The organism is Flammeovirga sp. SubArs3 (assembly GCF_947387565.1).
In the GTDB taxonomy this organism is placed as follows: Bacteria; Bacteroidota; Bacteroidia; order Cytophagales; family Flammeovirgaceae; genus Flammeovirga; species Flammeovirga agarivorans.
In genome coordinates this window covers 689,056-713,740 of record NZ_CANDOA010000003.1, presented here as the reverse complement: position 1 = coordinate 713,740, position 24,685 = coordinate 689,056, and the positions used below count along the sequence as shown (strand labels likewise).

Here is a 24,685-nt window from a genome sequence, read left to right as displayed (position 1 = left end):
ATCAAGTAGATATGGATTATATTCGTCTTTTATTTAGAAAAATAAGTAAATGTTATTGGTGATAGAGGTATTGAATAAGTAGTTTATCATTAAAAATTAAAACAAAAATCGATTTACAGGAACCAATAAAATTTACAATTAAATCTAGTTTAAATAATATTTTACCATTTTATAACACAATAATAATGCCTAGAATCTTATTATTCAACCCTTACTGTGAATTAGCTATAGTAAAAAGGTCAAGATTTTACACTCCACCTAAATTATACAAGAAATTATCAGTAGAATTGGCAATTTTAATGTCATGGTTGTGTAATGAAGATGATATGCTTCTTTTTGATAATGAATTAGATAAGTCTTTTTTAGATCATCTTAATCTGCTTACAGGAAGACCTATTCAATCTATCTCAAGAAAGCAATTACAAACTCAAAAAGTACCCATTGACCTAATTTTACCATGGGGCGAATCTATTGAGTATTTAGAGGAGTTTAAATCAAATAGGTATAACCTCAAACATAAACAATCTTGGGACCCAGACTTCAGAACTCTTTACTCAAGAAAAACAGGGTATGGTATGTTATCAAAGTTATTAGAGCTTAACTATCAATCGTTTATTGAGACAAATATGATCGGGCGTTTTATCTCAGAAAAAGAACAAGTGATTAGCGAATTAAAAGACGTATTGAGCTCTAATTCTAATGGTGTTGTTTTGAAATTACCTTACAGTGCATCTGGCAGGGGACTAATGAAATTACAGAAGCCTGAAATGAACTCTTCGATAGAATCATGGATTGCTAGTGGATTACAGTCACAAGAATCTATTTTGGTCGAACCTTGGCTGGATAAAATCATGGACTTTTCAATATTATTTGAAATTACTTCTAATAATGTTAAATGGTTAGGTGGTACTGCATTTTCAACACATGGAACTGGTCAATACGATGGAGCCCATTTGGGTGACTTCATTAATAAAATTCCTTCCGGACTTCATGAGAGTGTTGATTTCTTAATCCAGGAATACAAAAAATTACTCTCCAAGAGTGAGTATGCAAGACTTCACACTGGGAAGATAGGAGTAGATTGTATGGTAGTTAAAGATGAAAAAGGTCATCTAAAGATACATCCATGTGTTGAGATTAATCCTAGACATACAATGGGGCATGTGACTTTAGCATTGAAAAATCATGTAGTAGATAGTGAAAATTCTGAATGGAAGATTGTTACCAAACATACAATCAAAGACTTTCATTTATTTGAAGAAGAAATGAAAGAAAAATACCCTATGAAGATTAAGGAAAACAAGTTGGATAAAGGTTTTTTCCCTTTGGTTGATGTAAATTTGTCAACTCAATATTATGCATACCTTATCGCTTATTAGATGAAAAAATACCGATTAAAGTTAACGGAGATAAACTTCAGATTCTTACAAAGTATATTATTAAAGCTTGCAGAGGCATATAAAGCAGAACTTCCAAAAGAAATCGCACATCAATTATTGATAGAGTTGTATGATAATAAATTTAATATATCTGTATTAGATATAGATAAAGAAAAGGTCATCCAATTAAATAGGTCTCAAGTGATGGCACTACATGAGTTTTTAGCGGAAATTCCTTTACAAGGAGATGTTGATGTGCTAAGAAACCATATGTTTAATGAATTAGATCAGTTTTTAGGCTAGGAAGTAGATGTCAATAATTCATTGCCAAAGTTGATAATACTTTCTTTGAAATCAGGATGTTGCAAGGAATGCCCGCAATTGTCGATAATATTAAGTTGACTATTAATGCATAATTCATGAAGCTGTAGAGCAGAGATAGCAGGAGTAACTAGGTCATTTCTACCATGAGTGATATATACGGGGCAGGAAATAGGGTGTTCGGATAGAAATTCCTCTAGACTTTTATTATTGATAACTCTTGGTGATTGTAAGAAGTAATGATTTTCTATTTTTATACAAGCTAATGCTTCTTTGGAGGCTGTCCATTGATACAATTCATCATAATTTGGGTGAGGGTGTTCCGATGCAAACGACTCCCATAGTAACCAATTTATACTTTTCTGATTTCCTTCGTTAATCATATTCTTATAGGCTACCAAAAACTGTTGAAGGGTTTTGTTGGGTATGTTTTTGTGTAAAATGCTGAAAACATCGGCATACATTGTTGGTGCTGCTGTCTGGAAAAACCATTCTAATTCGTTCTGATTACAAAAGAAAATACCCCATAAATTGAGCCCTATTACTCGTTTTGGGTGAATGGCAGTATAGGCTAAGGCTAATGTCGAACCCCAGCTTCCACCATAAATGTAAAATGAGTCAATATGTAATAGTTTACGAATACCTTCAATATCGTCTATTAGATTGTTGATGGTATTGTTTTCCAAACTACCCAATGGCTTGCTTTTACCCGAACCTCTTTGGTCGATACCAATTATTCTTACTAGTTTTTGATTATCAAATAGTGATTCATAATGATCATCCAATCCTGCACCGGGACCACCATGAAGATACAAAACAGGCACTCCTAATGGGTGCCCGCATTGTTCATAATATATTTTGTGACCATCAGATGTAGAGTAAAACCCTTTGTCATAAGCAGCCATATATTTCTTAATTTGGTTTCTGTTCTTCTAATTCTTCAAACTCCATCGTCCAATTTTCCCATTCTTCAGTTGCAGTTTCAAGATCACTCTTAACCTGTTCATAAAGACGATTTGTTTCTGCTAATTTATCAGGATTTCCGAATATATCAGGGTTAGCCAGTGAACCTTCAATTTCTTCTTTCTTTTCTTCAAGTTCCATGACTAATTCCTCAAATTTTTCCATTTCATTTTTGGCTTTTTTGAATTTCTTCTGCCATTCTTTGAGGTCGTAGTTCGTGTATTTTTTCTTTTCTTTTTTAGTGCTTGATGAAGTCTGCTTGTCTTCTTCCTCCAGTTTCTCTAGAAGCTCCTTTTCAGCTTCTTGCCTTGATTTCCATTCTACCCATTCTTGATAAGTACCTGGATACTCTTTCAATTGAGCATCTTCGATATACCAAATCTTATTGGCGACATGTGAAATAAAGTGACGGTCATGGGAAACAATTAAATAGGTGCCTAAATATTGTTGAAGTGCTTGTATCAAGATATTCACCGAAGGAATGTCAAGGTGGTTAGTAGGTTCGTCAAGCATTAAGAAGTTGGCTTCAGAAATAAGGGTCTTGGCTAAGGCAACACGCGATTTTTCTCCACCAGATAGTACTTTGATTTTTTTGAAAATCTCATCTCCACCAAACAGAAAACAACCAAGAATACCTCTTAATTCTTGTTCAGTTTTGTCAGAACCTGCTTGTTTTAATTCATCAAGAATCTCATTCTCAACATTCAGATCTTCTAACTGATGTTGAGCATAAAAAGCTGTAATTACATTGTGTCCACCGCTTCTATCTCCAATATCAAAGTTCTCTTTTCCTGAGATAAGACGTAAAAGAGTCGATTTACCTTTACCGTTCGCACCAATCAAAGCAACTTTGTCACCTCGCATTAATTGTAAATTCGCATTCTTGAAGATGATTTTCTCATCGTATGCCTTGTCAAAGTCATTTAATTCTGAAATCACCTTACCAGGTTGTTGAGAGAATTTGAAATCCATATTGATTTCTGGATTGTCATTTCTGACATCCTCAATCATCTCCATTTTATCAAGCATTTTAATTCTTGATTGTACCTGTTTTGCTTTTGTGGCTTTAGATCTAAAACGCTCAATAAAGCGTTCTGTCTCTTTTATTTTCTGTTGCTGATTTTCATAAGCATTTTTCTGAAGCTCAGCTCTTAATTTTCTGTCTTCTAAGTAGAAAGAATAATTGCCAGAATAGGAAGTTAATCGACCATGTGATACTTCCACAGTTTGATTTATGGCTCTATCCAAGAATTCTCTATCATGAGAAACGATCAATACAGCCCCTTCATAAGAAGAGAGGTAATTTTCAATCCATTGGATCGAGGGTAAATCAAGGTGGTTGGTAGGTTCGTCAAGCATTAAAACATCAGGCTTCATTAAAAGTAATTTACCTAACATTACACGCATTCTCCATCCACCAGAAAAACTTTGTAGAGGTCTTTCTAATTCATGGTTTTTGAAACCAAGGCCTGCGAGAATTGCTTCTGCTTTAGATTTAATAGAATACCCCTCCATTGCATCAAACCTTTCTTGAAGTGTCGCTAATTTTTCAACTAGTTCTTCTTTATAGTTCGTTTCCATCTCATGAAGAATGGTGTCAATTTGTTCCTGAATTTTTAGCACAGGTCCAAAGGCTTCCATGGCTACATTCAGTATTGATTCATCCGTTTGATAGGAGAGTAGGTCTTGGTTTAAGAACCCTATTGTACAACCTTTAGGCATAGTGATCGAACCTTCATCGGGTGTGAGATCACCATTTATTAGTTTAAGTAAAGTGGTTTTACCTGCTCCATTATGGCCGACAATTCCAATTCTATTTTTGGGGTAAACAGTAAGGGAAGCATTTTGATACATGATTCTACTACCAAAATGAAACGACACATTACTTATAGCTAACATACTTAAAAGTTTGAATTCTTAAAAAATGATGGAAACGCAATTTAGAAAAAAAGACCTATAACACGAATGCTATAGGTCTTTTGCTATGTGAGGAGGTTAATTACTTAACTTTCTCGATAACTGCTTTGAATGCTTCAGGGTGGTTCATAGCAAGGTCAGCAAGAACTTTTCTGTTCAATTCTACACCTGCTTTGTGTAAGTTACCCATGAATACAGAGTAAGACATATCACCGTACATACGAGTTGCAGCGTTGATACGTTGGATCCATAAGCTACGGAAGCTTCTCTTCTTATGTTTACGACCAATGTAAGCATATTGCCAGCCTTTTTCAACTGTATTTTTTGCTACTGTCCAAACATTCTTACGAGCACCGTAATAACCTTTTGAGAACTTAAGGATTTTCTTTCTTCTAGCGCGAGACGCGACGTGGTTGACCGATCTAGGCATTTTTTTCTAATTTTAATAAGTTTTGTAATACAATTTGGTTGATTTGATAAATGTGAAAGCTTGGTATTATAACCAAAGCATTTTCTTCACGTTTACTGTATCAGCCTTGTCTACCTCACCCATCAAAGTTAGGTTACGCTTTTGCTTAGTAGTCTTTTTCGTTAAGATGTGAGACTTGTAAGCGTGCTTTCTTCTGATCTTGCCAGTACCTGACAACTTGAAACGTTTTTTCGCTCCAGATTTAGTTTTAACCTTTGGCATTTTACCTTTCAGTTATTAAGAGCCTAAACTCTTAAGGTGAAACATTTATTTAATTAACGTGATTACCTACGGCAGCCAATAGCCTCGGTATGTCACTGTACATCATTTATGAAACATAAAAAATGCACACCTGTGTTAAACAAGCGTGCAAATTTAATCATAAATATTGGTAAGTCAATATTCTAGTTCGAATATTTACTTTTATTATTTCTTTGGAACATTTGGAGAGATAAACATGATCATTCTACGTCCTTCAACACGCATCTGACCTTCAATTTTACCATGTTCTTGAATTTTCTCAGCAAAACGCTTTAAAAGTTCTTTACCTCTATCCTTATAGATAATAGTACGGCCATGGAAGTGAACATAAGCTTTCACTTTGTTACCGTCGTTTAAGAACTTAACAGCGTGTTTTGTTTTGAAATCTAAATCGTGTTGATCAGTGTTTGGACCAAAACGGATTTCTTTAACAACAGTTTTAGATGCTTTAGCCTTTAACTCTTTTTCTCTTTTCTTTTGTTCATACTTGAACTTTGAGTAGTCAATGACCTTACAAACTGGAGGTTTCGCATTTGGAGAAATCTCTACAAGGTCAAGACCTTGATCGTCTGCAAGACGCATTGCTTCGTCTCTTGAAACAATACCATTTTCTACGTTTTCACCAACTAATCGAACTTCTTTGACTCTGATCTGGTGGTTTATTCTATGAGAGTCTTTTGCCATCTAAGATTTAATTACGTTAAAAATTTTTTATAAAATTTGATAAATAGTGTACTGAATCCTTTATTTTTGTAAATATAAAATCAGCAACACATACCTTGCTGCTAAGGTACTAACTTTATTTATTTCATTAAATAATTTTTTACTTAAAAGTTAGAAATACTGATTTTTTATAAATAAACATACAATCATTAACAGTAAATTATTCCAATTCAATGTTTAAAAACCTTATTCAATCTCTATTTGTACTACTAATAATCAGCTCGTGTACAAAGGATGAACCTGACTTTTCTCCTGCATCTACGGTAGATAACCGAGATTACCTCAAAGAATTGATGGAAAGTTGGTATTTATGGAACGATGAACTTCCTGCTAACATTACACCTTCCAACTATAGCAACCAAGATGAAATGTTGCTTTCACTACGTAATGAACAAGACAGATGGAGTAATATCGAAGACAAAGCGGCTTATGAAGCATATTACGAATCTGGCCAAGTAACGGATGAAAACACAGGTGCACATGGTATTTACTTACAATACGATGAGCAAAATGATCTTTATGTTCGTTTCTCTTATCCAGGTTCAGCTGCAAATACAGCTGGATTAAAAAGAGGTACGAAAATTCAAAAAGTAAATGGATTAGATGTAGCTTCCTCAACTTGGGAAGAAATCAGCGAATCTATGGGTGAAAACAACTTGGGGGTGACAAATACCTTTGAGATTGAAATTCCTGAAATCATGAACTTTGTTGATGGACAATCGATCAGTGTCCCTTCAGAGATAAAAGAAATTACTATTTCGAAAGAAGCGGTAATTATTTCTCCGGTATTACACTCAAGTGTCATTACTGTAGATCAAAATGGACAAGATGTGAAAGTGGGACATGTTGTCTTTAAATCTTTTATCGAAACAGCTAGTGTTGCTTTAAACGAGGTATTCGCAGATTTTAAAGCACAGGGTGTTACAGAGGTAGTCTTAGATATGAGATATAATGGTGGTGGTAGAGTAGATATTGCTGCCGAACTTTGTGGATATTTGGCACCTTCTTCAGCGGCAGGTAAAGATATCTTCAGATATCGTCATAACGAACAACAAACTGAAAATAATGAAGATTACTCTTTAGAGTTACAGTCAGAAAACTTAAACTTAGAAAGAGTATTTATGCTAACTACAGCTAACACTGCATCAGCTAGTGAGTTGATGATAAATGCATTGAGACCATTTATGGATGTTCAAGTGGTTGGACAAAACACTCATGGGAAGCCTGTAGGTAGCTATGGTTTCGAAAATAACGACTTTATCTATTCTGTAATATCGCTTAGAATCTTAAATGCAGATGATGAAGGTGATTACTTTGAAGGTCTACCTGTGAATCAATCAGCGATTGATGATCCTTCATACTATTGGTCAGATGTAAGAGAGCCAATGTTGTATCAAGCATTACATCAGATTCAGTATGGACAGTATGATCAATCGTCGTCTTCTGCTAGAAAGATGAAGTTTGAAAACATCAATAACAGAAACTTGAAAATTAAAGAAGGGAGAGAAGCCTCATTCGAGACGATTCTTAAACTTAAATAAAAAATTAAGGCCTGTATTTTTTAGATACAGGCCTTAATTTTTATAACTCTAATTCTATATTTGGATCCCAGTATACCTCTTTCATATTCTGGATCTGATTTTCTTTTACGATTATTCCCTCAGCTTCTAAACGGCTTTGCATTTCATTAAATTCACCGAAATGATGTTTACCTGTTAGCAGTCCTTTTCGATTAACGACTCTATGTGCTGGAACATCATCTGATTTGTGTGAAGCGTTCATTGCCCAACCCACCATTCTGGCACTTCCTTTTGAACCTAAATACTCTGCAATTGCTCCATAAGATGTTACTCTTCCTTTTGGAATGAGTTTGGTAACTTCCCATACATCTTCGAAAAATGAACCGTCTTTATATTTACTCATATTAGTTTCCTTTCTCAACTATAGATGAATACGTTTTTTTGTAAATCTGTTGTCCATAGTTTTTTAACCAAGCTATAATTTCTTCACTGTTTTCAGAATTATATTTTTGATAGGTGATGCCTAATTCTGAAGTTTTGCTTTGTATCATATCCTCAATTATTGGAAGATTAGCTTTCAAGTTTTGCGAAAGCTCTTTTAATTCTGCGATACTAGCATCAGCGGCTTCTTTTGCTTGTTTTTGTAATTCTCTTTCTTGAGCTAATATATCATTTTGCAATAACTTTTCTGCTGTCATCTCAATAGAGTCAGCTTCTGCATCAAAATTATCTGTAAAGCTTTCTTGTTTTTCTTTTTCTATTTGAGTCAGTTGTTCTTTTAATTTTGAGGATAATCTTTCCGATAGTGTTTCACATTGTTCCTTTTCAAAAATGGTCATGGTATTCCATGTTTTTCCCATGTAACTTTCCCATAAGATTGTATCTCCTGGATTTACCATTAATTGAGCAAAGACATCATCTTTAGATTTTAATGATTGACTAAATGTGGTTAAAGAAGTAAGAAATAAAGTAATTATTATATATGTTTTTCTCATAATGGATGGTACTCATTAAATATATAGTACTAGTTCAATTGTTTTCTTCATAAGTAATTGATTACTTTTATAAACAAAAATTTGACCATTAATATTCATTATTATTGAAAAGGTATTCTCAATTGATTCATATTCATGAGTAGATCACAAAAAGAAGGTATTTGTGAATTGTGTGAAAAGGAATCTTACATTACTTTTCATCACTTAATTCCTAAAAGCACTCATAAAAATAAGTGGTTCCGAAAGAACTTTGATATCGAAGATATGAGACATAGGGGCATTAATGTGTGTAGGAAGTGTCATAGCTATATTCATAAACTGTATTCTGAAAAAGAACTGGGGAGAAGATTAAATACCTTGGAATCAATTAAAAATGATGAGCAAATAATGCGATATGTAGAATGGGCCAAAAATCATTAAGACTCAATAAAATGCAATATAGATTTATACTCTTCTTATGTCTGTTTTTCTTCGTTCAAACTATTACAAAAGCACAAGAAGAAATACCAAAACCAACAAAATATCTTGAAATAGGTCCAGCTATCGGTAGTTATAGAGGCGATTTATCTCCCAATTATTCTAAAGTGAATGGGGGTGTAAATGTAGGGTATATCTTTAATAAAGAAAGAAGATGGAATTTTAGATTGGACTTTTCGTATCTATATGTACAAGGTCAGATTTTAAGAGCACCCGATTATATACCACCATTAACTGAACCTTACCCTAACGATTATTTTCAATCGCATACATTTAATACTTCTTTATCGGTAATGTTCAATATTATCAATAAGGATAATTTTAAAGTCTATATAGCTCAAGGTATCGGATTATTCTATTATAACCCAATGGATGAGAATGGAGAAGAGTTGATTGAAAATATCTCAGATCCAAGACAAGGTTATTATAAGACAAGAAATGATGGAGAAGATTATACAAATTTTGCACTTTCACTACCCACTAGATTTGGAGTGAATTACTTCTTTCCAACAAATTTTGGGGTAGGAGTAAGTGCAACTTTTGCGAATATATTTACTGATTATTTAGATAATGTCTCAGAACTTGGTAATGTAAAAGGAAATGACAATCTGATGTCTGTCAATTTCTCATTCTTTATACCACTACAGTATCAAAAACTAAATAGAGTGAAATAATTATTCCTCTAATTTTGCGAGTGAATTCTTGTCAGTAATTTTTCTGTAGAAGCATGATTTTCTTGCTACACCATTTTTATTTTTAGTGTGGCAAGCTCCATTTCCTACAAGCTTTACTTTATATAAAAGGCTATCTTGATCACAATCGGTAAGAATATCTACAATTTCAAGGTAGTCACCAGATGTCTCACCTTTCGTCCATAATTCATTTCTAGATGTGCTCCAGAAGGTAGCCTTACCCTTTTCAATCGTGGTTTTTAAGGCGAGTTCATTACCCCAACCTTGCATTATTATTTCCATGGAATCAATGTCCTGAACAATAATAGGTACAAACCCATCTCTTTTTTCAAACTGAATGTTGATTTCAGTTCCTTCTTCTAATAATTTCTTATCCATGTCTAATATATTAATGTGAAATGTTGTTTCGGTTGTTTCTTTCTAAAGTATACTAAGCCTAAGTGATATAAGTCTATTGATATCCCAATTTCTTTATCTTGAGAGATTTCATTCCAAGCTTTTTTCATGCCCTTCGACCAATAAATATCATCAAAGATAAAAAGGGTATTCTCATGAGCATAATTCTTACATAAGTTGTAATAATTCATCGTAGCATCGTATGTATGATTCGCGTCAAAATACACCAAATCAAGTTGATTTTTTTCTTTAAGTACTTCAGGTAATAGGTTGTTGATATTGCCAACCTTGGAATCAATATTTAGGTGCTTGTGCTTATTGAAAATATCTTGAGCTATGTTGGCAATGTTAGGGCATCCTTCTATCGTTGTAAGTTTTACTTTTTTTGAGGCAGCAGCTAAATACATTGACGATATACCTAATGAGGTGCCTAATTCTAGAATATTTTCATATTTATATCTGTGAACTAATTCAAACAGAAAAGATCCAGTCCTTTTATTTGATAATGAACTTTCTGCAATTGAATTCACTTTCCTATTAATAGTATTGTGTTTTCTTGATCCTGCTCCCAAATCAGTGACTTTTATTTCTTGATCATTTGCTAATAATTGTTGTCTTTCTTTTTCGATCTGATCGAAAAAATAATAATACTTTTGAGGTTCAATTACTTGAGTATAAAGCTCATAAACAAATGGTGAATGTAACCCATGGGCATTCCCTGCATTGTATTTATACTTTAGGAAGTCGAAAACTTGCATATAGTAAGCATTAATTTGTTCATTATTTCGCGTTAGTCCTTATCTTTGCGAGGTTTATTGCGAAATTATTCGCAAATATGTCAAAAGAAATAATCTTCTGAAACAAGAATTGTTATATAAATGGGATTAAAATGTGGTATCGTTGGATTACCAAACGTAGGTAAGTCAACACTCTTTAATGCTTTAACAAGTGCAGAAAATGCTGAATCAGCAAACTTTCCATTCTGTACAATCGATCCAAATGTAGGTGTGGTTACTGTTCCAGATCCTCGTATGAAGGAATTGGAAAGATTAGTTAACCCACAAAAGTCTATTCCAACAGTAATTGAATTTGTAGATATTGCTGGATTGGTAAAAGGAGCAAGTAAAGGCGAAGGTTTAGGAAACCAATTTTTGGCAAACATTCGTGAGGTTGACGCAATCATCCACGTTGTTAGATGTTTTGATGACCAAAATATTGTTCACGTTTCGGGTAAAGTAGACCCAGAAGAAGATAAAGCAGTGATTGATATGGAGCTTCAGTTGAAAGACTTAGAGTCTATCGACAAGAAACTTCAGAAAACAGTGAAAATGGCGAAAACAGGTAATGCTGAAGCTAAGAAAACTGTAGCTGCTTTAGAAAGATTTAAAGCACATTTAGAATCAGGTGAAAATGCTCGTTCTTTTGATGGAACAGAAGATGAGTGGGAAGAGGTAAAAGATTTAATGCTTTTAACTGCTAAGCCTGTAATTTATTTAGCAAACGTAGATGAAGAAGGAATCAATGAAGATAACGAATTCGTTGATCGTATGCGTAAAATTGCTGAAAATGAGAATGCTCAGTTAATTAAAGTTTGTGCTGCCATTGAAGAACAAATTTCTGCTTTAGATGATGAAGAAGAAAAAGAAATGTTCTTAGGTGAGTATGGCTTAACAGAATCAGGGTTAGACCGTTTAATCCGTGCTTCATATTCACTACTTGATCTTATCACTTACTTTACTGCGGGTGAAAAAGAAGTTAGAGCATGGACAATCTGTAAAGGTTGGAAGGCTCCTCAAGCAGCAGGAGTTATTCATACAGATTTTGAAAAAGGATTTATCCGTGCAGAAGTGATCCATTATGCAGATTATGTACACTACAAATCTGAATTGGCTTGTAAAGAAGCAGGTAAACTTTCTGTAGAAGGAAAAGAATATGTAGTTGAGGATGGTGATGTAATGCACTTCAGATTCAACGTATAATTAGAAATTAATTATAAAAACTCCCACTATACATTTTAGTATGTATAGTGGGTTTTATGTGTCTATGCTCAAGAAAATTAGTTATATTTTCTTCTTCTTTCTGATCTTTATTATTGGCATCTTATTTACTGTGACGTGGAGGAAAAAGCCAGGTTATACCGTTCATGGTATAGATGTTTCCTATTATCAGAAACAGGTTAATTTCTCTAAAGTCGTAGATGATGGGTTTTCATTTGTCATTATTAAAGCTACCGAAGGAGATTATCTAAAGGATAGAAACTTTGCTGTCAATTGGAATGCTGCCAAACATGATCAATTAATAAGAGGAACGTATCATTTTTTTCGAGCTGATATTGATCCAATAAAGCAAGCCAATTGGTTTGTGAAACATGTTAAGTTATTACCGGGAGATTTACCTCCTGTACTTGATGTGGAGACTACAGAAAATGTATCAATACCTTTGCTAAGGGAAAGAATGACTATTTGGTTGAATTTAGTTGAGAAAAAATTCGGAATAAAACCAATCATCTATACCAATCTTTCCTTTTATAATGACTACTTGTCAACTAGCAAAGCTTTAACTAAATATCCAATTTGGATAGCAGCATATTCAAAGTTCTTTTCACCCCGTTTGGAAGGGAAGAATAAGTGGATGATGTGGCAATATGATGATAACGGATCTGCTAAGGGAATTGAGGGCCCAGTTGACTTGAATGTATTTCAAGGGACAATTGGTGATTTAAGAAGATACTGTATTCCTGGGAGGTTTGAAGAAACCCCTTTAGAAATACACATTCCTAAAGAATTACCTTCAATTAGCAGATAATGAAAATAATTGAAAATATATTCGATTTACGTCTATTTACTTTGTAATTTAGTAATTCGAAATAGATACAAATTTATTTTTTTATAAATGGATAGTGTTCAAGTAAAGAAAGTTAAGCCCACAGTGCTTTATGTAGATGATGAACAACAAAACCTAGTGTCATTCAGGGCAGGTTTTCGTAAAGTTTATAAAGTACTCATAGCAAACAGTGGAGACGAGGCTTTAGAAATACTTAAAGAAGAACATAATAATATAAGTGTTGTGATCTCCGATCAACGTATGCCTAAAATGACAGGTGTAGAGCTTTTCGAAAAAGTTAGAGAGTTATACCCTGATATTATGCGTATTGTATTGACAGGTTACAGCGATGTACAGGATATTATTAATGCAATCTCTAAAGGTGAGGTATATCGTTATATCACAAAACCTTGGAATAGGGATGAGTTAATGGTAACTATCGACAATGCAATTGAAGCTTATAATCTTAAAGTTGAAAATAGGACTTTATTTACTTCTCTTCAGGAAGCCAATGAGCACTTAGAAGAGAAAGTAAAAAGTAGAACAAAAGCATTGCAACGTCAGAATGAGGAACTGATCGAATTAGATGGTGAGAAAAACCACTTAATTGGTATTGTTGCTCATGATTTGAAATCGCCTTTATCTCAAATTGGTGGCTTGATTGAATTAATGAAGTTCGATATGGAGACTTTTACTTCAGAGCAAAAGGAGTATATCGATATGATTCAAGAATCCATCAATAAGCAAGAGGAGCTGATTACACAGATTTTGGATCTTAATGCATTGGAATCTAAGGCCTCTAACTTAACAATTAAGCCTTATGACCTTTCTAAATTAGTCAAAGAATCTGCTGAGCGTTTTGAACTGACAGCTCAGAAGAAAAATATAACTTTAGAGGTAGGAGTGATTGAAGATAGCTTTGCTGAAGTAGATGAGACTTACTTCGGACAAGTTCTACAAAACCTTATTTCTAATGCTGTAAAGTTTTCACCTGTAGATAAAAAGATTTTCATTTTTGTGAAAGAAAATGGAGGAGACTTGGAAATTCATGTAAAAGATGAAGGACCTGGTTTAAATGAGAATGACAAGAAGAAATTATTCGGTCGTTTTCAAAAATTATCTGCAAGACCAACAGGAGGTGAGCATAGTACTGGGTTAGGACTTTCTATCGTAAAGAAAATGGTAGAAGATATGTCCGGAAAAGTTTGGTGTGATTCTGTTGAAGGTGAGGGTGCAGACTTTGTAGTTTCTTTTGCAAAAGCATCAAAAGAAGCATAAAATAATAGAACAATATCAAAAAGAATCTTTATCAGTTAGAGTAGTTTAGTTGGTAAAGATTCTTTTTTTTGATAGATATTACAACAATCTACATTTCAATGAGTTTATCATTGAAACATTTATAAAGAATATGAAAAAAGGGGTATTAATTGTCAATTTAGGGACACCTGATAGCCAAAAAACTCCAGATGTTAGAAAATATCTGAGAGAATTTTTAATGGACGAAAGAGTTATCGATATACCATTCTATAAAAGATGGCCTCTGGTAAATCTTATTATTGCTCCTTTTAGAGCACCAAAATCTGCTAAAGAGTATGAAAAGGTTTGGACTGAAAATGGTTCTCCTTTGTTATACTATGGTCTTGAAAGTAAAAAACTTTTACAAGAAGCTTTAGGTGATGAATATGTGGTAGCCTTAGGAATGAGGTATCAAAACCCATCAATTCAATCTGCATTACTAGAGTTGAAAAGCAAAGGAGTAAATGAGATTGTCGTAGTCCCATTATTTCCGCAATATGCTTCTGCAACAACTGGTTCAGTAACCCAAAAGGTGATGGAATTGGTAAAAGACTGGCAAGTTGTGCCTGATGTTACCTTCATCCAGCATTATCATAGACACCCATTGTTTATCAAAACATTTGCTGAACTAGGGCAGAAATATCTAAGAGAAACAAATTACGACCATGTGATTTTCAGTTTCCATGGGTTACCCGAAAGACAAATCATAAAAGCTGATATCGATACTTGTTGTAAATTGAGAGGAGAGAGCGGCTGTGTTAAGAAGGCATATCCTAAAAATACGTTCTGTTATCGTTCCGCTTGTTTTGAAACGGCAGATCTAATTGCACAGGAATTAAAACTATCTAAAGAACAATATAGTGTCTGTTTCCAATCAAGGTTAGGAAAAGACCCATGGATTCAACCATATACAGAAGATGTTATCGTTAACTTGGCGAAGGGTGGAAAGAAAAGTGTTCTAGCTTATTCACCTGCCTTTGTAGCTGATTGTTTGGAAACTACTGTTGAGGTTGGGGAAGAATATAAAGAAGTTTTTGAAGAAAACGGTGGTGAACATTGGCAGTTAGTTGAAAGTCTCAATGATCATCCACAGTGGATTGAGTGTTTGACTGATTTAGTAAAAGGAAATCAAAGTAAAGTTTTAGAATTACAGACTAACTGATTTCCAAGCAATAGAAATATTTACGTCCTTTTGTTCCTTTTTGATTTTTTCAAGGTGCTGAAGGACGTTTTCTTTTTCTTCTTTCTCATTTTGATTAACTTCTAGTTCGTCAATGCTCTCAACAAAAGATAAATCTTTAAGTAAATTTTTTACTAACGAGGCATTTTGTTCGTTCTCGATGGAGATTACTAATTTTGTCATGATAATAGGTTATTTAAAGTGTAAGTACATCATATTAAATACGTATTAAGTAGTGTACCGTTTTGTTATGACAATTAATAAATGTAATCAGACAAGAAATTGTAGTTTAAGTTATTAATAATTAATAAGTTGAATGTCAGATAAGACAAAGTTTAAGATCTTGAAATTTCTCTTGAAAATACATCAAGCAGTAATTTTAGATCATAAAGAATGGAGGTATCAATTACAGAAACTGATAGAAAAACGATTGCCAATCTTTGAGTTATTCTTAGGTGTATTGGCAATAATCAGCCTAATATATACCCAAGGATTTCAATTATCAGAAGAAGACCTAGTTCAATCAATACGTTATGATAGATACCTGGCAACTATTTATTCCATTTTAATATTAGTCAAATTGTACTACATGAAATGGAGCGAAATGGATTGGCGTGAATATGTTGTTGATCTATTCTTTCTTGCCATAATATTTTTTATTCTAGCCTACAGGGTATTTTTTCTTCATGAATATGATTTCGATGCGGACAATAAAGGTTGGACAGCCTACATAGTTATTGTTCAAGTGTCAATGATCATAGCATCTTTAGTTTCTTTGTCCAATAACAGGTCCTATTGGATGTTTTTCACTGCTAATAGTACGGTGATGATTTTAGGATCGTTGGTTTCTATTATTTTCATTGGAACTATTTTATTGAAATTACCAGAGGCTTCTACACAGCCAATAACGTGGTTAGATGCCTTTTTTACGACAACGTCAGCAGTCTGTGTAACAGGCTTAGCACCGTTTAATATATCCGAGGTACTTACCTTTAAGGGGCAAGTGATATTGATGATATTATTTCAGATTGGTGGTTTAGGGATTGTTACATTAACGACATTTATTGCTCTAACGATTCAGAAAGGAGTAAAAACAAAAGAGGAAGTAATTATACAAGATATTATGGAAGCCGATAATATTAGTACCTCTTCTAGAATATTAAGGGGGATTATTATTATCACTTTTACAGTAGAAGCTATAGGTGCTTTTTTCCTCTATTTAGCATGGGGCGATTTAGGGCTCTCCACTTTTGAAAGGGTATTTGTTTCTGTATTCCATTCGGTTTCTGCATTCTGCAATGCTGGATTTTCAAATTTTCCAGAAGGTTTACAAGGGGCTGATTTTGCGAAAGATTGGTTCTCAGGTGGTGTAGTGATGCTACTCATTATTATTGGGGGGTTAGGATTTAGAACTTACAGAGAAATTGTAAGCAGAAAGAAACAATACAGACGCCACCTTTCATTACAGTCACGAATTTCTTTACAAGCAACAATTGTTTTGATCATTGTAGGTACAGCAGGAATTTTTGTTACTGATATTGATTATTGGATGTCTAAAGATTCGTGGTCAGAGACTTTATTTCAGACGCTATTTACTAGTGTGACATGTAGAACAGCAGGGTTCTCTGTAGTAGAGATTGGAGATTTGTCTTCAGCGTCTGTAATGATGATGATCTTGCTAATGTATATTGGTGGAGCACCCAATTCTACTGCCGGTGGCATTAAAGTAACTACAGTGACCTTATTGTTTTCCTATTTTTGGGCACAAATAAAAGGTAGAGATCATGTACATATAGGATGGAATACAATTCAAGATGCAAGCTTAAGAAGAGCTGTGATTGTGTTTATGATGTCAATCCTCATGTCATTTGTCTCTATATTTATATTAACAATAACAGAAACACATCTTAAGCCTGAAGATGTAACATTTGAGTTTTTCTCCGCGTTAGGTACAGCAGGGCTTTCCCGTGGCATTACAGCAGATATTTCTGCAGTTGGAAAAATTGTCTTAGCGATAGTGATGTTTAGTGGTAAGATTGGTTTATTTACCTTGATATCATTACTTGGGGAAGACGAGAAAAGCTTTGAATATAGATATCCAGAATCATCAATATTAGTTGGTTAGAATGAAAAAGATAAATAAAAGATATGTATTAATTGGTATGGGGGCATTTGGTATTGAAATCGCCAAAACGCTACGTAATAACAATGAAGATATATTAATCATCCTTCATAATGATTTTGATTCTACATCGAAACTGAAGGATAGCTTAATCACTTTAAAACGCCTAAGAGAAATGGGGTTTGAATATTTGTATGAAACAGATACAACGAATCCAATGGCCCTTAAAAAGCATATTAAACAGACTGATATAGTAATTTTATCTCATGGTAAAAACTTTGAGACTAAATTACTGACAATCGAAGCACTGAAAGAAATTAACGTTCAGGAAATATATGCAAGGGCTACTCGGGATATGCATGCGAAAGTACTGACGAAAATGGGAATAACTCGAGTGATTTTCCCAGAAAAGCAAGAAGGAAAACGCTTTGCTTTAGAATTAATGAACCGTCATGTTATTGCTATGGATGAAGTAGCTCCTGGGGTGTATATTATTGAGGTATCTATACCTAAAAAGTTCCTAGGTAGTAGCGTGAGGAAATTACGTTTTAGGGATACGATGCATGTATCTGTAATCTGCTTAAAAGAGAATTCTTCTAACTGTAATAAAGAAGGGGAAGAGAAGGTATATATTCAAGACTTCAGAGATATCACATTAACTGAGAATCATACTTTAGTAATTGCAGGAGGTAAAGAAAGAGTGAAAAATATCGCTGATATGGTTTCTTAAGACTTTGTAGTAAAATTCTGATAGACAGTTTTCATTAAATCGTTAAACTGTTGATCACGGTCAAAATGTTGGGTACATAATGCACGGGCGTTTTGACCTTTTTTTATCAGAACATTCCTGTTACTTTGTGTGATTTCTTTTAAGTTATAGACTAATCCTTCTGGAGCATTAGGATTTGATACCCAACCGCAGTCATTTTCTTCAACAATCTTAGCACCTTCACCATCACCATGGAAAATGATAGGTAAACCCATACTTAAACTCTCAAATAATTTTGCAGGAAGAGTGCCTCTCACATAGTTAATTTGAGAGATAAATGCTAAATCATATTCCTGTAAGACTTGAGGTACTTGTTGATATGGAATTGGTGCAAAAACTTTGATCGAATTAAGCCCTTTTTCTTTAATTATATGTTTGATTTTTGGGAGATCAATACCATTGCCATAAATATGGAAATCTATTCCTAAACTATCAAAAGGAATTTGAGTGATGAGTTGAGACAGTCCATGTGCTACACCAAGAACACCCATATATACCATTTTATACCTTTTTTCATTTAGGTCTTTATCTGATGGTTTAAAAGTATCGATATCAGCTCCAATACGATAAATTTGAGGTTTTTGAAAACCTAGTTGTTGAATATATTCTTGGGATTCAATAGACTGTGTTACAATATGATCCGCTTTTTTGTAGAAATACTTTTCTACCTTATGAAGTAGTTTATAAGTGAATGAAGACTTTCTTAAATGATTAATATCGACCATGGCTTGAGGCCACAAATCAGAGACATTTAAGATAATAGGTATATTGTATCTTTTTTTTGCAAGAATAGCTAAAAAAGGTAGTGATATTGGTGGTGTCTGACAGATGATTAGATCTATTTTGTTTCTCTTCAAATAAGGCAAAGAGAAAAGCATACTCATTAGCATTGTCATCATGCTGATTAATCTCAATATAGAGTTGTTTTTTTGAGATGGCAATAACCAATGTCTTCTTACAGTAATTCCATTTTCATTCGTTTCTGAAATGAATTTGTATCGATCTTCTTTTTTTAATTTTCCACTAGGATAGTAGGGATGAGAAGTGATTACAGAAACATGATGACCTTCTTTTTGAAAAGACTTGGCCATATGTTCATATTGATGTGGTGCTGCACCAAAATCAGGAGGGTAGCAGTGAGTGATGATGCAAATATTTAGTTTTTGATCATTCTTCGCTTTATCTGTACTCTTTAAAATAGTATCTGAATACAAAGTCATTGATTACCTTTTCCTTCCCTACAAAATATTAACGGTCAACTTCACCCATAATGATATCAATAGATCCCATAATTGCAATCAGATCAGAAAGTAATACCCCTTTTGAAATTTCAGGTAATACGGATAAGTTACAGAAACAACAAGATCTAGCTTTTAATCTTTCTGGAATATCAGATTTTCCATTTGTTCTCATGAAGAAGCCTAATTCTCCTTTTGGACCTTCAGCTCTAGCATAAAAATCCATTGCTTTTGGTCTAATTTTCTTTGGAACTAATGCTTGAGGATCAAATGTTCTATCTCTTTTATGTTCTTTTAGTAAAATATTGGCAGACTGCTCAATGATTTTTAAAGACTCCCAACACTCTTCAACTCTTACATAAGTTCTGTCCCAACAATCGCCCACGCTACCCATGAGACCTTTACCTACGGGAATATCAAAATCTAGTTCTGGGTAGACTGAATAAGCATCAACTCTTCTTAAATCATGTGCTACTCCTGAACCTCTAAGTACCGGTCCTGTACAAGCATAATCAATCGCTGTACTTAACGGAAGGACACCAACATTAGCAGTTCTTTCAACAAAGATTTTATTGTCGATAATCATTTCTCTAAACTCTTGTAGTTTAGGTTTTAAATAATTGACAAACTCAAGACATCTTTCTTCAAAACCAACAGGAACATCATAGTATAATCCTCCCACCCAAATATAATTATAGAGCATTCGAGCACCAGAAGCCCATTCTAACATTCTTAAAATGTGTTCTCTGTCTCTCATTACCCATAAAAATGGAGTAGTGGCACCAATATCAAGAACATAAGTACCAACAGCTATAAAATGCGAAGCGATACGATTTAGTTCAGCAACAAGAACTCTAATGTATTCTACTCTTTTTGGAATTTTATGATCAATTCCCATCATTTTTTCAACACCCATTGCAAAAGCATGCTCTGAATTCATAGAGGCTACGTAATCCATACGGTCTACGTAAGGGATAATTTGTTGAAAGTTTAGGTTTTCTGCATGTTTCTCGAAACAGCGGTGCAGATACCCCAAATGAGGAGTGACATCAACGACATATTCACCATCAGTGAGCACCTCCACTCTAAGTACACCGTGTGTAGCGGGGTGATGAGGACCCAAATTAAGTACCATTTCTTCCGTTCTAAGTTTAGACGGATCGTAAAAATTTTTAGATGAGTTTTTTAAATGTTGCTCATCAAACTGATATTGAACTTGTCTTTTTTCCATTGAAAGCTGTTTGTCTTTACTGCAAAGTTGACCTATTGTTGTCAATAAATCAATAAAGTGACACTCATGTTACAAAGATTAAAAAAATTAATGCAAAAACGGAGTAAAATTGTGTTTTGGTTAGAATAGATAAGAAATTAAGAGTATTTTTGCTTCCGTATTTTGACGGTATATTGGTCTGTAGAAACAAACCTATACCAAAGGTCCATTTCATTTTTTTCGAAATGGTCGGTTGTAATTATTGACGCACTTAAAATCGTTTTAAAAGATGAGTACATCACAGGACGAAACTCAAAACAATGAGTTAAACGAACAAAATGTAACTGAAAACACTGTAGCGCAATTTGATGATGTTGCAGACATGGATGATGTTGCAGATTTTGGAGATGATGAAGTATCAGTAGAAGAGGAGCTTCAAGAAGATCAAGATTTTAGTAATCATTCTAAATCAGAATTACTTGCTGAAATCAGTAAGCTTGTTAACAATAGCGATGTTGTTAAAGCTGAAAGAATCTCTAAAAAGATTAAAGAATACTTTGATCCGATTAGAGAAGAAGAAGAGGCTGCTGCTAAAGCTGAATTCTTAGAGAAGAACGGTGATGTAGAAGGTTTTGAATATCAAGATGCTGATGTCAAAACATTTAATGATGCTTTCTACGCAGTTAAAAATGCTCGTCGTCAACATTTTGAGCAAATGCAAAAAATGCGTGAGGACAACTTAAAGAAGAAGCGTAGCATTATTAACCAAGTAAAAGAATTGATCGAGACAACTGATGATAAAGGTGTCATGAACAAGATCAAGGAATTACAAAAAGAATGGAAAGCAACAGGTGCTGTACCACAACAGTTTGCAGATGAAATCTACAAAACTTACGGTGCTTTACTTGATCGTTTCTATGATCAAATGAGTATCGAGTTCGAATTAAAAGAACTTGATAGACAGCATAACTTAAAAGCGAAAAAAGCTTTAATTGAAAGAGCTGAAAAACTTCTTGAGGTAGAAAATATTAGTGAGGCTGTAGTTTCATTAAATAGCCTTCATGAGGAATTCAGAAATATTGGTCCTGTACCAAAAGAAGAAAAAGACACTATCTGGAATTCTTTCAAAGAGATTTCTGATAAGATATATGATAAAAAACGTAAGCACGCTGAAGAATTCAAGAAAGTTCTTGATGAGAACATGAAATTAAAGCAAGCTTTATGTTTAAAAGTAGAGCCGTTCTCAACATTCAATACAGATCGTATTAAAGAGTGGAATGAAGAAACTAAGCGTTTATTAGCGGTTCAAAAGGAATGGGAAGAAATTGGTCCAGTACCAAGAGAAGTAGCTAACGGAATTAACAAACAATTCTGGGCAAACTTCAAACAGTTCTTCGCAAACAAAAATAAATTCTTCGAAGTACTTGAAGCTCAAAGAGCAGAGAACTTAGAGAAGAAGAAGGTTTTAGTTGCAAAAGCAGAAGAAATTAAAGATTCTTCGGATTGGAATGCAACAGCTGATGCTTTAATCGCTTTACAAAAAGAGTGGAAAAGTATTGGTCCTGTTCCTGAAAAGTTCAGAGATTCAGTATATGCTGAATTTAAGGCAGCTTGTGACACTTTCTTTGAAAGAAAGAGAAACAAAAGAAATGAAGAGAACAAGGAGTATGCTGAAAACCTAAATAAAAAGGAAGAAATTATCTTAGAGTTAACGAAATTAACTGAAGATAAAACAGCCTTCGATCAAGCATTATTAAGTGAAAAAGCAGAAGCGTTCTTTGCGATTGGTTTTGTACCAAGAAAAGAAAAAGATGCTATTGTAGACAAATTTGTTGCAAGTGTAGAAGCATATGTGGAGTCTGCAGCTGATCTTGATGAGAAAGGTAAACTTCAAGTATTGGCAGGTGTATTTAATCAAATTCCTGCAGGAGGTAAGCGTTTTAGAAACCAAGAGCAAAACATTCGTACTAAGATTAAAACTCATGAGGACGATATTGCTTTATGGCAAAATAACCTTGCTTTCTTCTCAAATTCGAAAACTGCTGATAAATTACTAGCAGAATACAATGAGAAGATTGAAGCTTCTAAAGTAGAATTGAAAAAATTAAAAGAACAATTAAAAATTATCCAATCAATGGATAACTAGTATTGATCTTTTGAAAGATATAAAAGGCTACCTTATTTATTTAAGGTAGCCTTTTTTAATGCCTCAATAATCGGAATATCAGCAGGGGCAAGTAAGATATTTTCAAGTTCTTCGATGTTTACCCATTGAACTTCATCATGGTCGAGTAATTGAAATTCCCCTTTTAATTTCTTGCAAATAAAACTGTGTAGGTGTATTGAGATTTGAGGATAGTGATGGATATTATCATGCAATTTTACGAGAACCTCAATTTCTACATTAAATTCTTCCTCAAATTCTCGGATAAGAGAAGCTTCAAGTGTTTCTCCAATTTCATGTTTTCCTCCAGGGAACTCCCAATATCCTTCTAAAACATTTCCTTTCTTTCTTTTGGCTATGAAAACGGTTTTATTTTCAATTATAATACCTGCAACAACTTGTATCATTGATTTTTATTTGGAATATAAAATGTTAGATATGAAACAAAAGTATTTAAATGGGGTATACTTATATAGAAGTTAGATGAATGCGCTTAGTAGATAAGTGAAAAAAATTGAGAGAGTAAACAAAAGACCTCATTGATTATGTCAGTGAGGTCTTTATTTTTTATTTCATTCCATCAAGCTCATCTAGTACTAAGTGAGCAAGAGTAGGATGTACTTTCTCTTTTTTTGCAAGTTCTATTGCCTTTTCAGCATTAATTCTTGCTTCTTTATATTGTTTAAGTTTAAATAGAAGTCCAGCTTTTGTTTCGTAGTTAATGGAATAAGGATGTGATTTTATGGAGATATTAATCCATTCAAGGCCCATATTCAACTTATCTTTATCATCATAATAATGATATATATTCCAGGCCCAATTTCTATATAAATAGGCTCTTACTTCAGGGTCGCGGTCGGAGAGTAGTTGAACCCCTTGTTCCATTTTGCTAAATGCCGTCGAATACTCCTTTATATTGATGTAGAAAGTTGGATTGTAGGCACAATTCAATGTTTTTCCTTGTTTCCCTAATGACTTATCTAGATATGCCATTAAGTCTTCCCAACCTTGGATATCACGCTTTTCGACAAAAGGTTGCATGGATACATTTGCTGCAGCATTGATGGTCTGAATAATATCTTTGATACCATAATCCTTCTCAATTGAAGCAGTATGTTGTACTAATTTTTGTAAAGCATCTGAATGTAATCCAGAATACATTGTTGCTTCTTTTAGAGCCATCCATACCCACTTATTTTTCAGTGAATTTTCATCAACTTTTACCAGGAACTCTTTTAATGTTTTGTCATCTGCATAACCTGCTTTGTAAGAAACATAAATGTACCTAGAGAGAACATTTAAATCTTGTGACTTATTTGTATGTATTTCCTTTTGAAGATTAAAAAGTTGTGTGCTAGTGTTTTCAGCCTCCTTTGTGTCTTTAACAAACTCATCTTTATTCATTACACCTGTAAGAAGGTGAATTGGATTGCCATCGCTATCTAAATATAAGAAACTTGGGTAAACATGTAATTTATATTTCTTAATTAAGACAATACCTTGGGTACTCTCAGCATCAATGTCAATACAGATATAATTTTGATTATAATGATTGCCGATTTTTTTATTTTGAAAAACTTCTTCTTGCATCCAATCGCAATTGGGACACCATTTGGTATGTATATCAATGAATACTTTTTTATTATTGGTTTTAGCTTCATTGATAGCTTTTTCTAGTGAAATTTTCTGAAACTTTATTCCTTGACTAAAAGAATATTGAGCGGATAAAACTAGTAAAAGACAGAAAGTTCTAAATAACATGCTTGGGGA

26 protein-coding genes are annotated in these 24,685 nt (G+C 33.7%); 12 read left to right on the top strand and 14 right to left on the bottom strand.

Annotated features, from left to right (window positions below):
* Positions 1 to 185: 185 nt before the first annotated feature.
* Entirely contained in the window at positions 186 to 1,379 is a 1,194-nt protein-coding gene (locus tag QL232_RS12020; RefSeq protein ID WP_281614301.1) for a hypothetical protein, read from the top strand.
* Positions 1,380 to 1,682, top strand: a complete 303-nt coding sequence (locus QL232_RS12015; protein ID WP_168883395.1) for a hypothetical protein — start codon at positions 1,380 to 1,382, stop codon at positions 1,680 to 1,682.
* On the opposite strand, the gene QL232_RS12010 is transcribed toward QL232_RS12015, so the two are convergent.
* From QL232_RS12010 to infC, 5 genes are all read right to left on the bottom strand, one after another.
* Positions 1,679 to 2,605: an alpha/beta fold hydrolase gene (locus QL232_RS12010; RefSeq protein ID WP_281614300.1), complete on the bottom strand. Its 927-nt coding sequence runs from the start codon at positions 2,603 to 2,605 to the stop codon at positions 1,679 to 1,681. The genes QL232_RS12015 and QL232_RS12010 overlap by 4 nt on opposite strands.
* Before the next feature lie 7 nt (positions 2,606 to 2,612).
* Positions 2,613 to 4,562: a ribosomal protection-like ABC-F family protein gene (gene abc-f / locus QL232_RS12005; RefSeq protein WP_168883393.1), complete on the bottom strand. Its 1,950-nt coding sequence runs from the start codon at positions 4,560 to 4,562 to the stop codon at positions 2,613 to 2,615.
* 100 nt (positions 4,563 to 4,662) lie between these two features.
* Positions 4,663 to 5,010, bottom strand: coding sequence for a 50S ribosomal protein L20 (gene rplT / locus QL232_RS12000; RefSeq protein WP_168883392.1), 348 nt, complete (start codon positions 5,008 to 5,010; stop codon positions 4,663 to 4,665).
* Between the two features lie 66 nt (positions 5,011 to 5,076).
* Positions 5,077 to 5,271 carry a 50S ribosomal protein L35 gene (rpmI, locus tag QL232_RS11995; protein ID WP_044200946.1) on the bottom strand — a complete coding sequence of 65 codons (195 nt, stop codon included), beginning with the start codon at positions 5,269 to 5,271 and terminating at the stop codon, positions 5,077 to 5,079.
* 204 nt (positions 5,272 to 5,475) lie between these two features.
* Positions 5,476 to 5,994: a translation initiation factor IF-3 gene (gene infC, locus QL232_RS11990; RefSeq protein WP_281614299.1), complete on the bottom strand. Its 519-nt coding sequence runs from the start codon at positions 5,992 to 5,994 to the stop codon at positions 5,476 to 5,478.
* Positions 5,995 to 6,206: 212 nt separating this feature from the next.
* On the opposite strand from infC, the gene QL232_RS11985 reads away from it, so the two are divergent.
* Positions 6,207 to 7,574: a S41 family peptidase gene (locus QL232_RS11985; RefSeq protein ID WP_281614298.1), complete on the top strand. Its 1,368-nt coding sequence runs from the start codon at positions 6,207 to 6,209 to the stop codon at positions 7,572 to 7,574.
* Between the two features lie 40 nt (positions 7,575 to 7,614).
* On the opposite strand, the gene QL232_RS11980 is transcribed toward QL232_RS11985, so the two are convergent.
* Entirely contained in the window at positions 7,615 to 7,956 is a 342-nt protein-coding gene (locus QL232_RS11980; RefSeq protein ID WP_281614297.1) for an MGMT family protein, read from the bottom strand.
* A 1-nt stretch (position 7,957) separates the two neighbouring features.
* Complete coding sequence (locus tag QL232_RS11975) at positions 7,958 to 8,548, bottom strand: hypothetical protein (RefSeq protein WP_281614296.1); 591 nt, start codon at positions 8,546 to 8,548, stop codon at positions 7,958 to 7,960.
* 135 nt (positions 8,549 to 8,683) lie between these two features.
* Here QL232_RS11975 and QL232_RS11970 point away from each other — a divergent pair, with 135 nt between their 5' ends.
* Together QL232_RS11970 and QL232_RS11965 are read left to right on the top strand one after the other, a co-directional pair.
* The gene (locus QL232_RS11970; RefSeq protein WP_168883387.1) at positions 8,684 to 8,968 is read left to right on the top strand and encodes a hypothetical protein; all 285 of its coding nucleotides are present in this window, start codon (positions 8,684 to 8,686) and stop codon (positions 8,966 to 8,968) included.
* A gap of 11 nt (positions 8,969 to 8,979) precedes the next feature.
* Positions 8,980 to 9,699 (top strand): outer membrane beta-barrel protein, encoded by a 720-nt coding sequence (locus QL232_RS11965; protein ID WP_281614295.1) that lies wholly within the window; start codon positions 8,980 to 8,982, stop codon positions 9,697 to 9,699.
* On the opposite strand, the gene QL232_RS11960 is transcribed toward QL232_RS11965, so the two are convergent.
* Together QL232_RS11960 and QL232_RS11955 are read right to left on the bottom strand one after the other, a co-directional pair.
* Positions 9,700 to 10,095 carry a phosphoribosyl-AMP cyclohydrolase gene (locus QL232_RS11960; protein ID WP_168883385.1) on the bottom strand — a complete coding sequence of 132 codons (396 nt, stop codon included), beginning with the start codon at positions 10,093 to 10,095 and terminating at the stop codon, positions 9,700 to 9,702.
* A 2-nt stretch (positions 10,096 to 10,097) separates the two neighbouring features.
* Positions 10,098 to 10,871 carry a class I SAM-dependent methyltransferase gene (locus tag QL232_RS11955; RefSeq protein ID WP_281614294.1) on the bottom strand — a complete coding sequence of 258 codons (774 nt, stop codon included), beginning with the start codon at positions 10,869 to 10,871 and terminating at the stop codon, positions 10,098 to 10,100.
* A gap of 120 nt (positions 10,872 to 10,991) precedes the next feature.
* On the opposite strand from QL232_RS11955, the gene ychF reads away from it, so the two are divergent.
* From ychF to hemH, 4 genes are all read left to right on the top strand, one after another.
* Positions 10,992 to 12,092, top strand: coding sequence for a redox-regulated ATPase YchF (gene ychF / locus QL232_RS11950; RefSeq protein WP_281614293.1), 1,101 nt, complete (start codon positions 10,992 to 10,994; stop codon positions 12,090 to 12,092).
* 64 nt (positions 12,093 to 12,156) lie between these two features.
* On the top strand, positions 12,157 to 12,918 hold the full coding sequence (locus tag QL232_RS11945) for a GH25 family lysozyme (protein ID WP_281614292.1): 762 nt from the start codon (positions 12,157 to 12,159) through the stop codon (positions 12,916 to 12,918).
* An 87-nt stretch (positions 12,919 to 13,005) separates the two neighbouring features.
* Positions 13,006 to 14,214, top strand: a complete 1,209-nt coding sequence (locus QL232_RS11940) for a hybrid sensor histidine kinase/response regulator (protein ID WP_281614291.1) — start codon at positions 13,006 to 13,008, stop codon at positions 14,212 to 14,214.
* A 130-nt stretch (positions 14,215 to 14,344) separates the two neighbouring features.
* Entirely contained in the window at positions 14,345 to 15,394 is a 1,050-nt protein-coding gene (hemH, locus tag QL232_RS11935; protein ID WP_281614290.1) for a ferrochelatase, read from the top strand.
* On the opposite strand, the gene QL232_RS11930 is transcribed toward hemH, so the two are convergent.
* Positions 15,380 to 15,595, bottom strand: coding sequence for a hypothetical protein (locus QL232_RS11930; RefSeq protein WP_168883379.1), 216 nt, complete (start codon positions 15,593 to 15,595; stop codon positions 15,380 to 15,382). The two genes, hemH and QL232_RS11930, sit on opposite strands and share 15 nt — an antisense overlap.
* 133 nt (positions 15,596 to 15,728) lie before the next feature.
* Between QL232_RS11930 and QL232_RS11925 the strand changes: the two genes are divergently transcribed.
* Positions 15,729 to 17,537, top strand: coding sequence for a potassium transporter TrkG (locus tag QL232_RS11925; RefSeq protein ID WP_281614289.1), 1,809 nt, complete (start codon positions 15,729 to 15,731; stop codon positions 17,535 to 17,537).
* Position 17,538: 1 nt separating this feature from the next.
* A complete protein-coding gene (locus QL232_RS11920; protein WP_168883377.1) occupies positions 17,539 to 18,264 on the top strand; it encodes an NAD-binding protein in 726 nt (241 codons plus the stop codon).
* On the opposite strand, the gene QL232_RS11915 is transcribed toward QL232_RS11920, so the two are convergent.
* Together QL232_RS11915 and QL232_RS11910 are read right to left on the bottom strand one after the other, a co-directional pair.
* Positions 18,261 to 19,523 carry a glycosyltransferase family 4 protein gene (locus tag QL232_RS11915; protein ID WP_281614288.1) on the bottom strand — a complete coding sequence of 421 codons (1,263 nt, stop codon included), beginning with the start codon at positions 19,521 to 19,523 and terminating at the stop codon, positions 18,261 to 18,263. The genes QL232_RS11920 and QL232_RS11915 overlap by 4 nt on opposite strands.
* A gap of 28 nt (positions 19,524 to 19,551) precedes the next feature.
* Positions 19,552 to 20,772 (bottom strand): NADH-quinone oxidoreductase subunit D, encoded by a 1,221-nt coding sequence (locus QL232_RS11910; protein ID WP_281614287.1) that lies wholly within the window; start codon positions 20,770 to 20,772, stop codon positions 19,552 to 19,554.
* A gap of 268 nt (positions 20,773 to 21,040) precedes the next feature.
* Between QL232_RS11910 and QL232_RS11905 the strand changes: the two genes are divergently transcribed.
* Complete coding sequence (locus tag QL232_RS11905; protein ID WP_281614286.1) at positions 21,041 to 22,897, top strand: DUF349 domain-containing protein; 1,857 nt, start codon at positions 21,041 to 21,043, stop codon at positions 22,895 to 22,897.
* A gap of 32 nt (positions 22,898 to 22,929) precedes the next feature.
* Here the strand turns inward: QL232_RS11905 and QL232_RS11900 are convergent, their stop codons facing one another.
* Positions 22,930 to 23,322, bottom strand: a complete 393-nt coding sequence (locus tag QL232_RS11900; protein ID WP_281614285.1) for a (deoxy)nucleoside triphosphate pyrophosphohydrolase — start codon at positions 23,320 to 23,322, stop codon at positions 22,930 to 22,932.
* Between the two features lie 160 nt (positions 23,323 to 23,482).
* On the bottom strand, positions 23,483 to 24,676 hold the full coding sequence (locus tag QL232_RS11895) for a thioredoxin family protein (protein ID WP_281614284.1): 1,194 nt from the start codon (positions 24,674 to 24,676) through the stop codon (positions 23,483 to 23,485).
* Positions 24,677 to 24,685 lie beyond the last annotated feature (9 nt).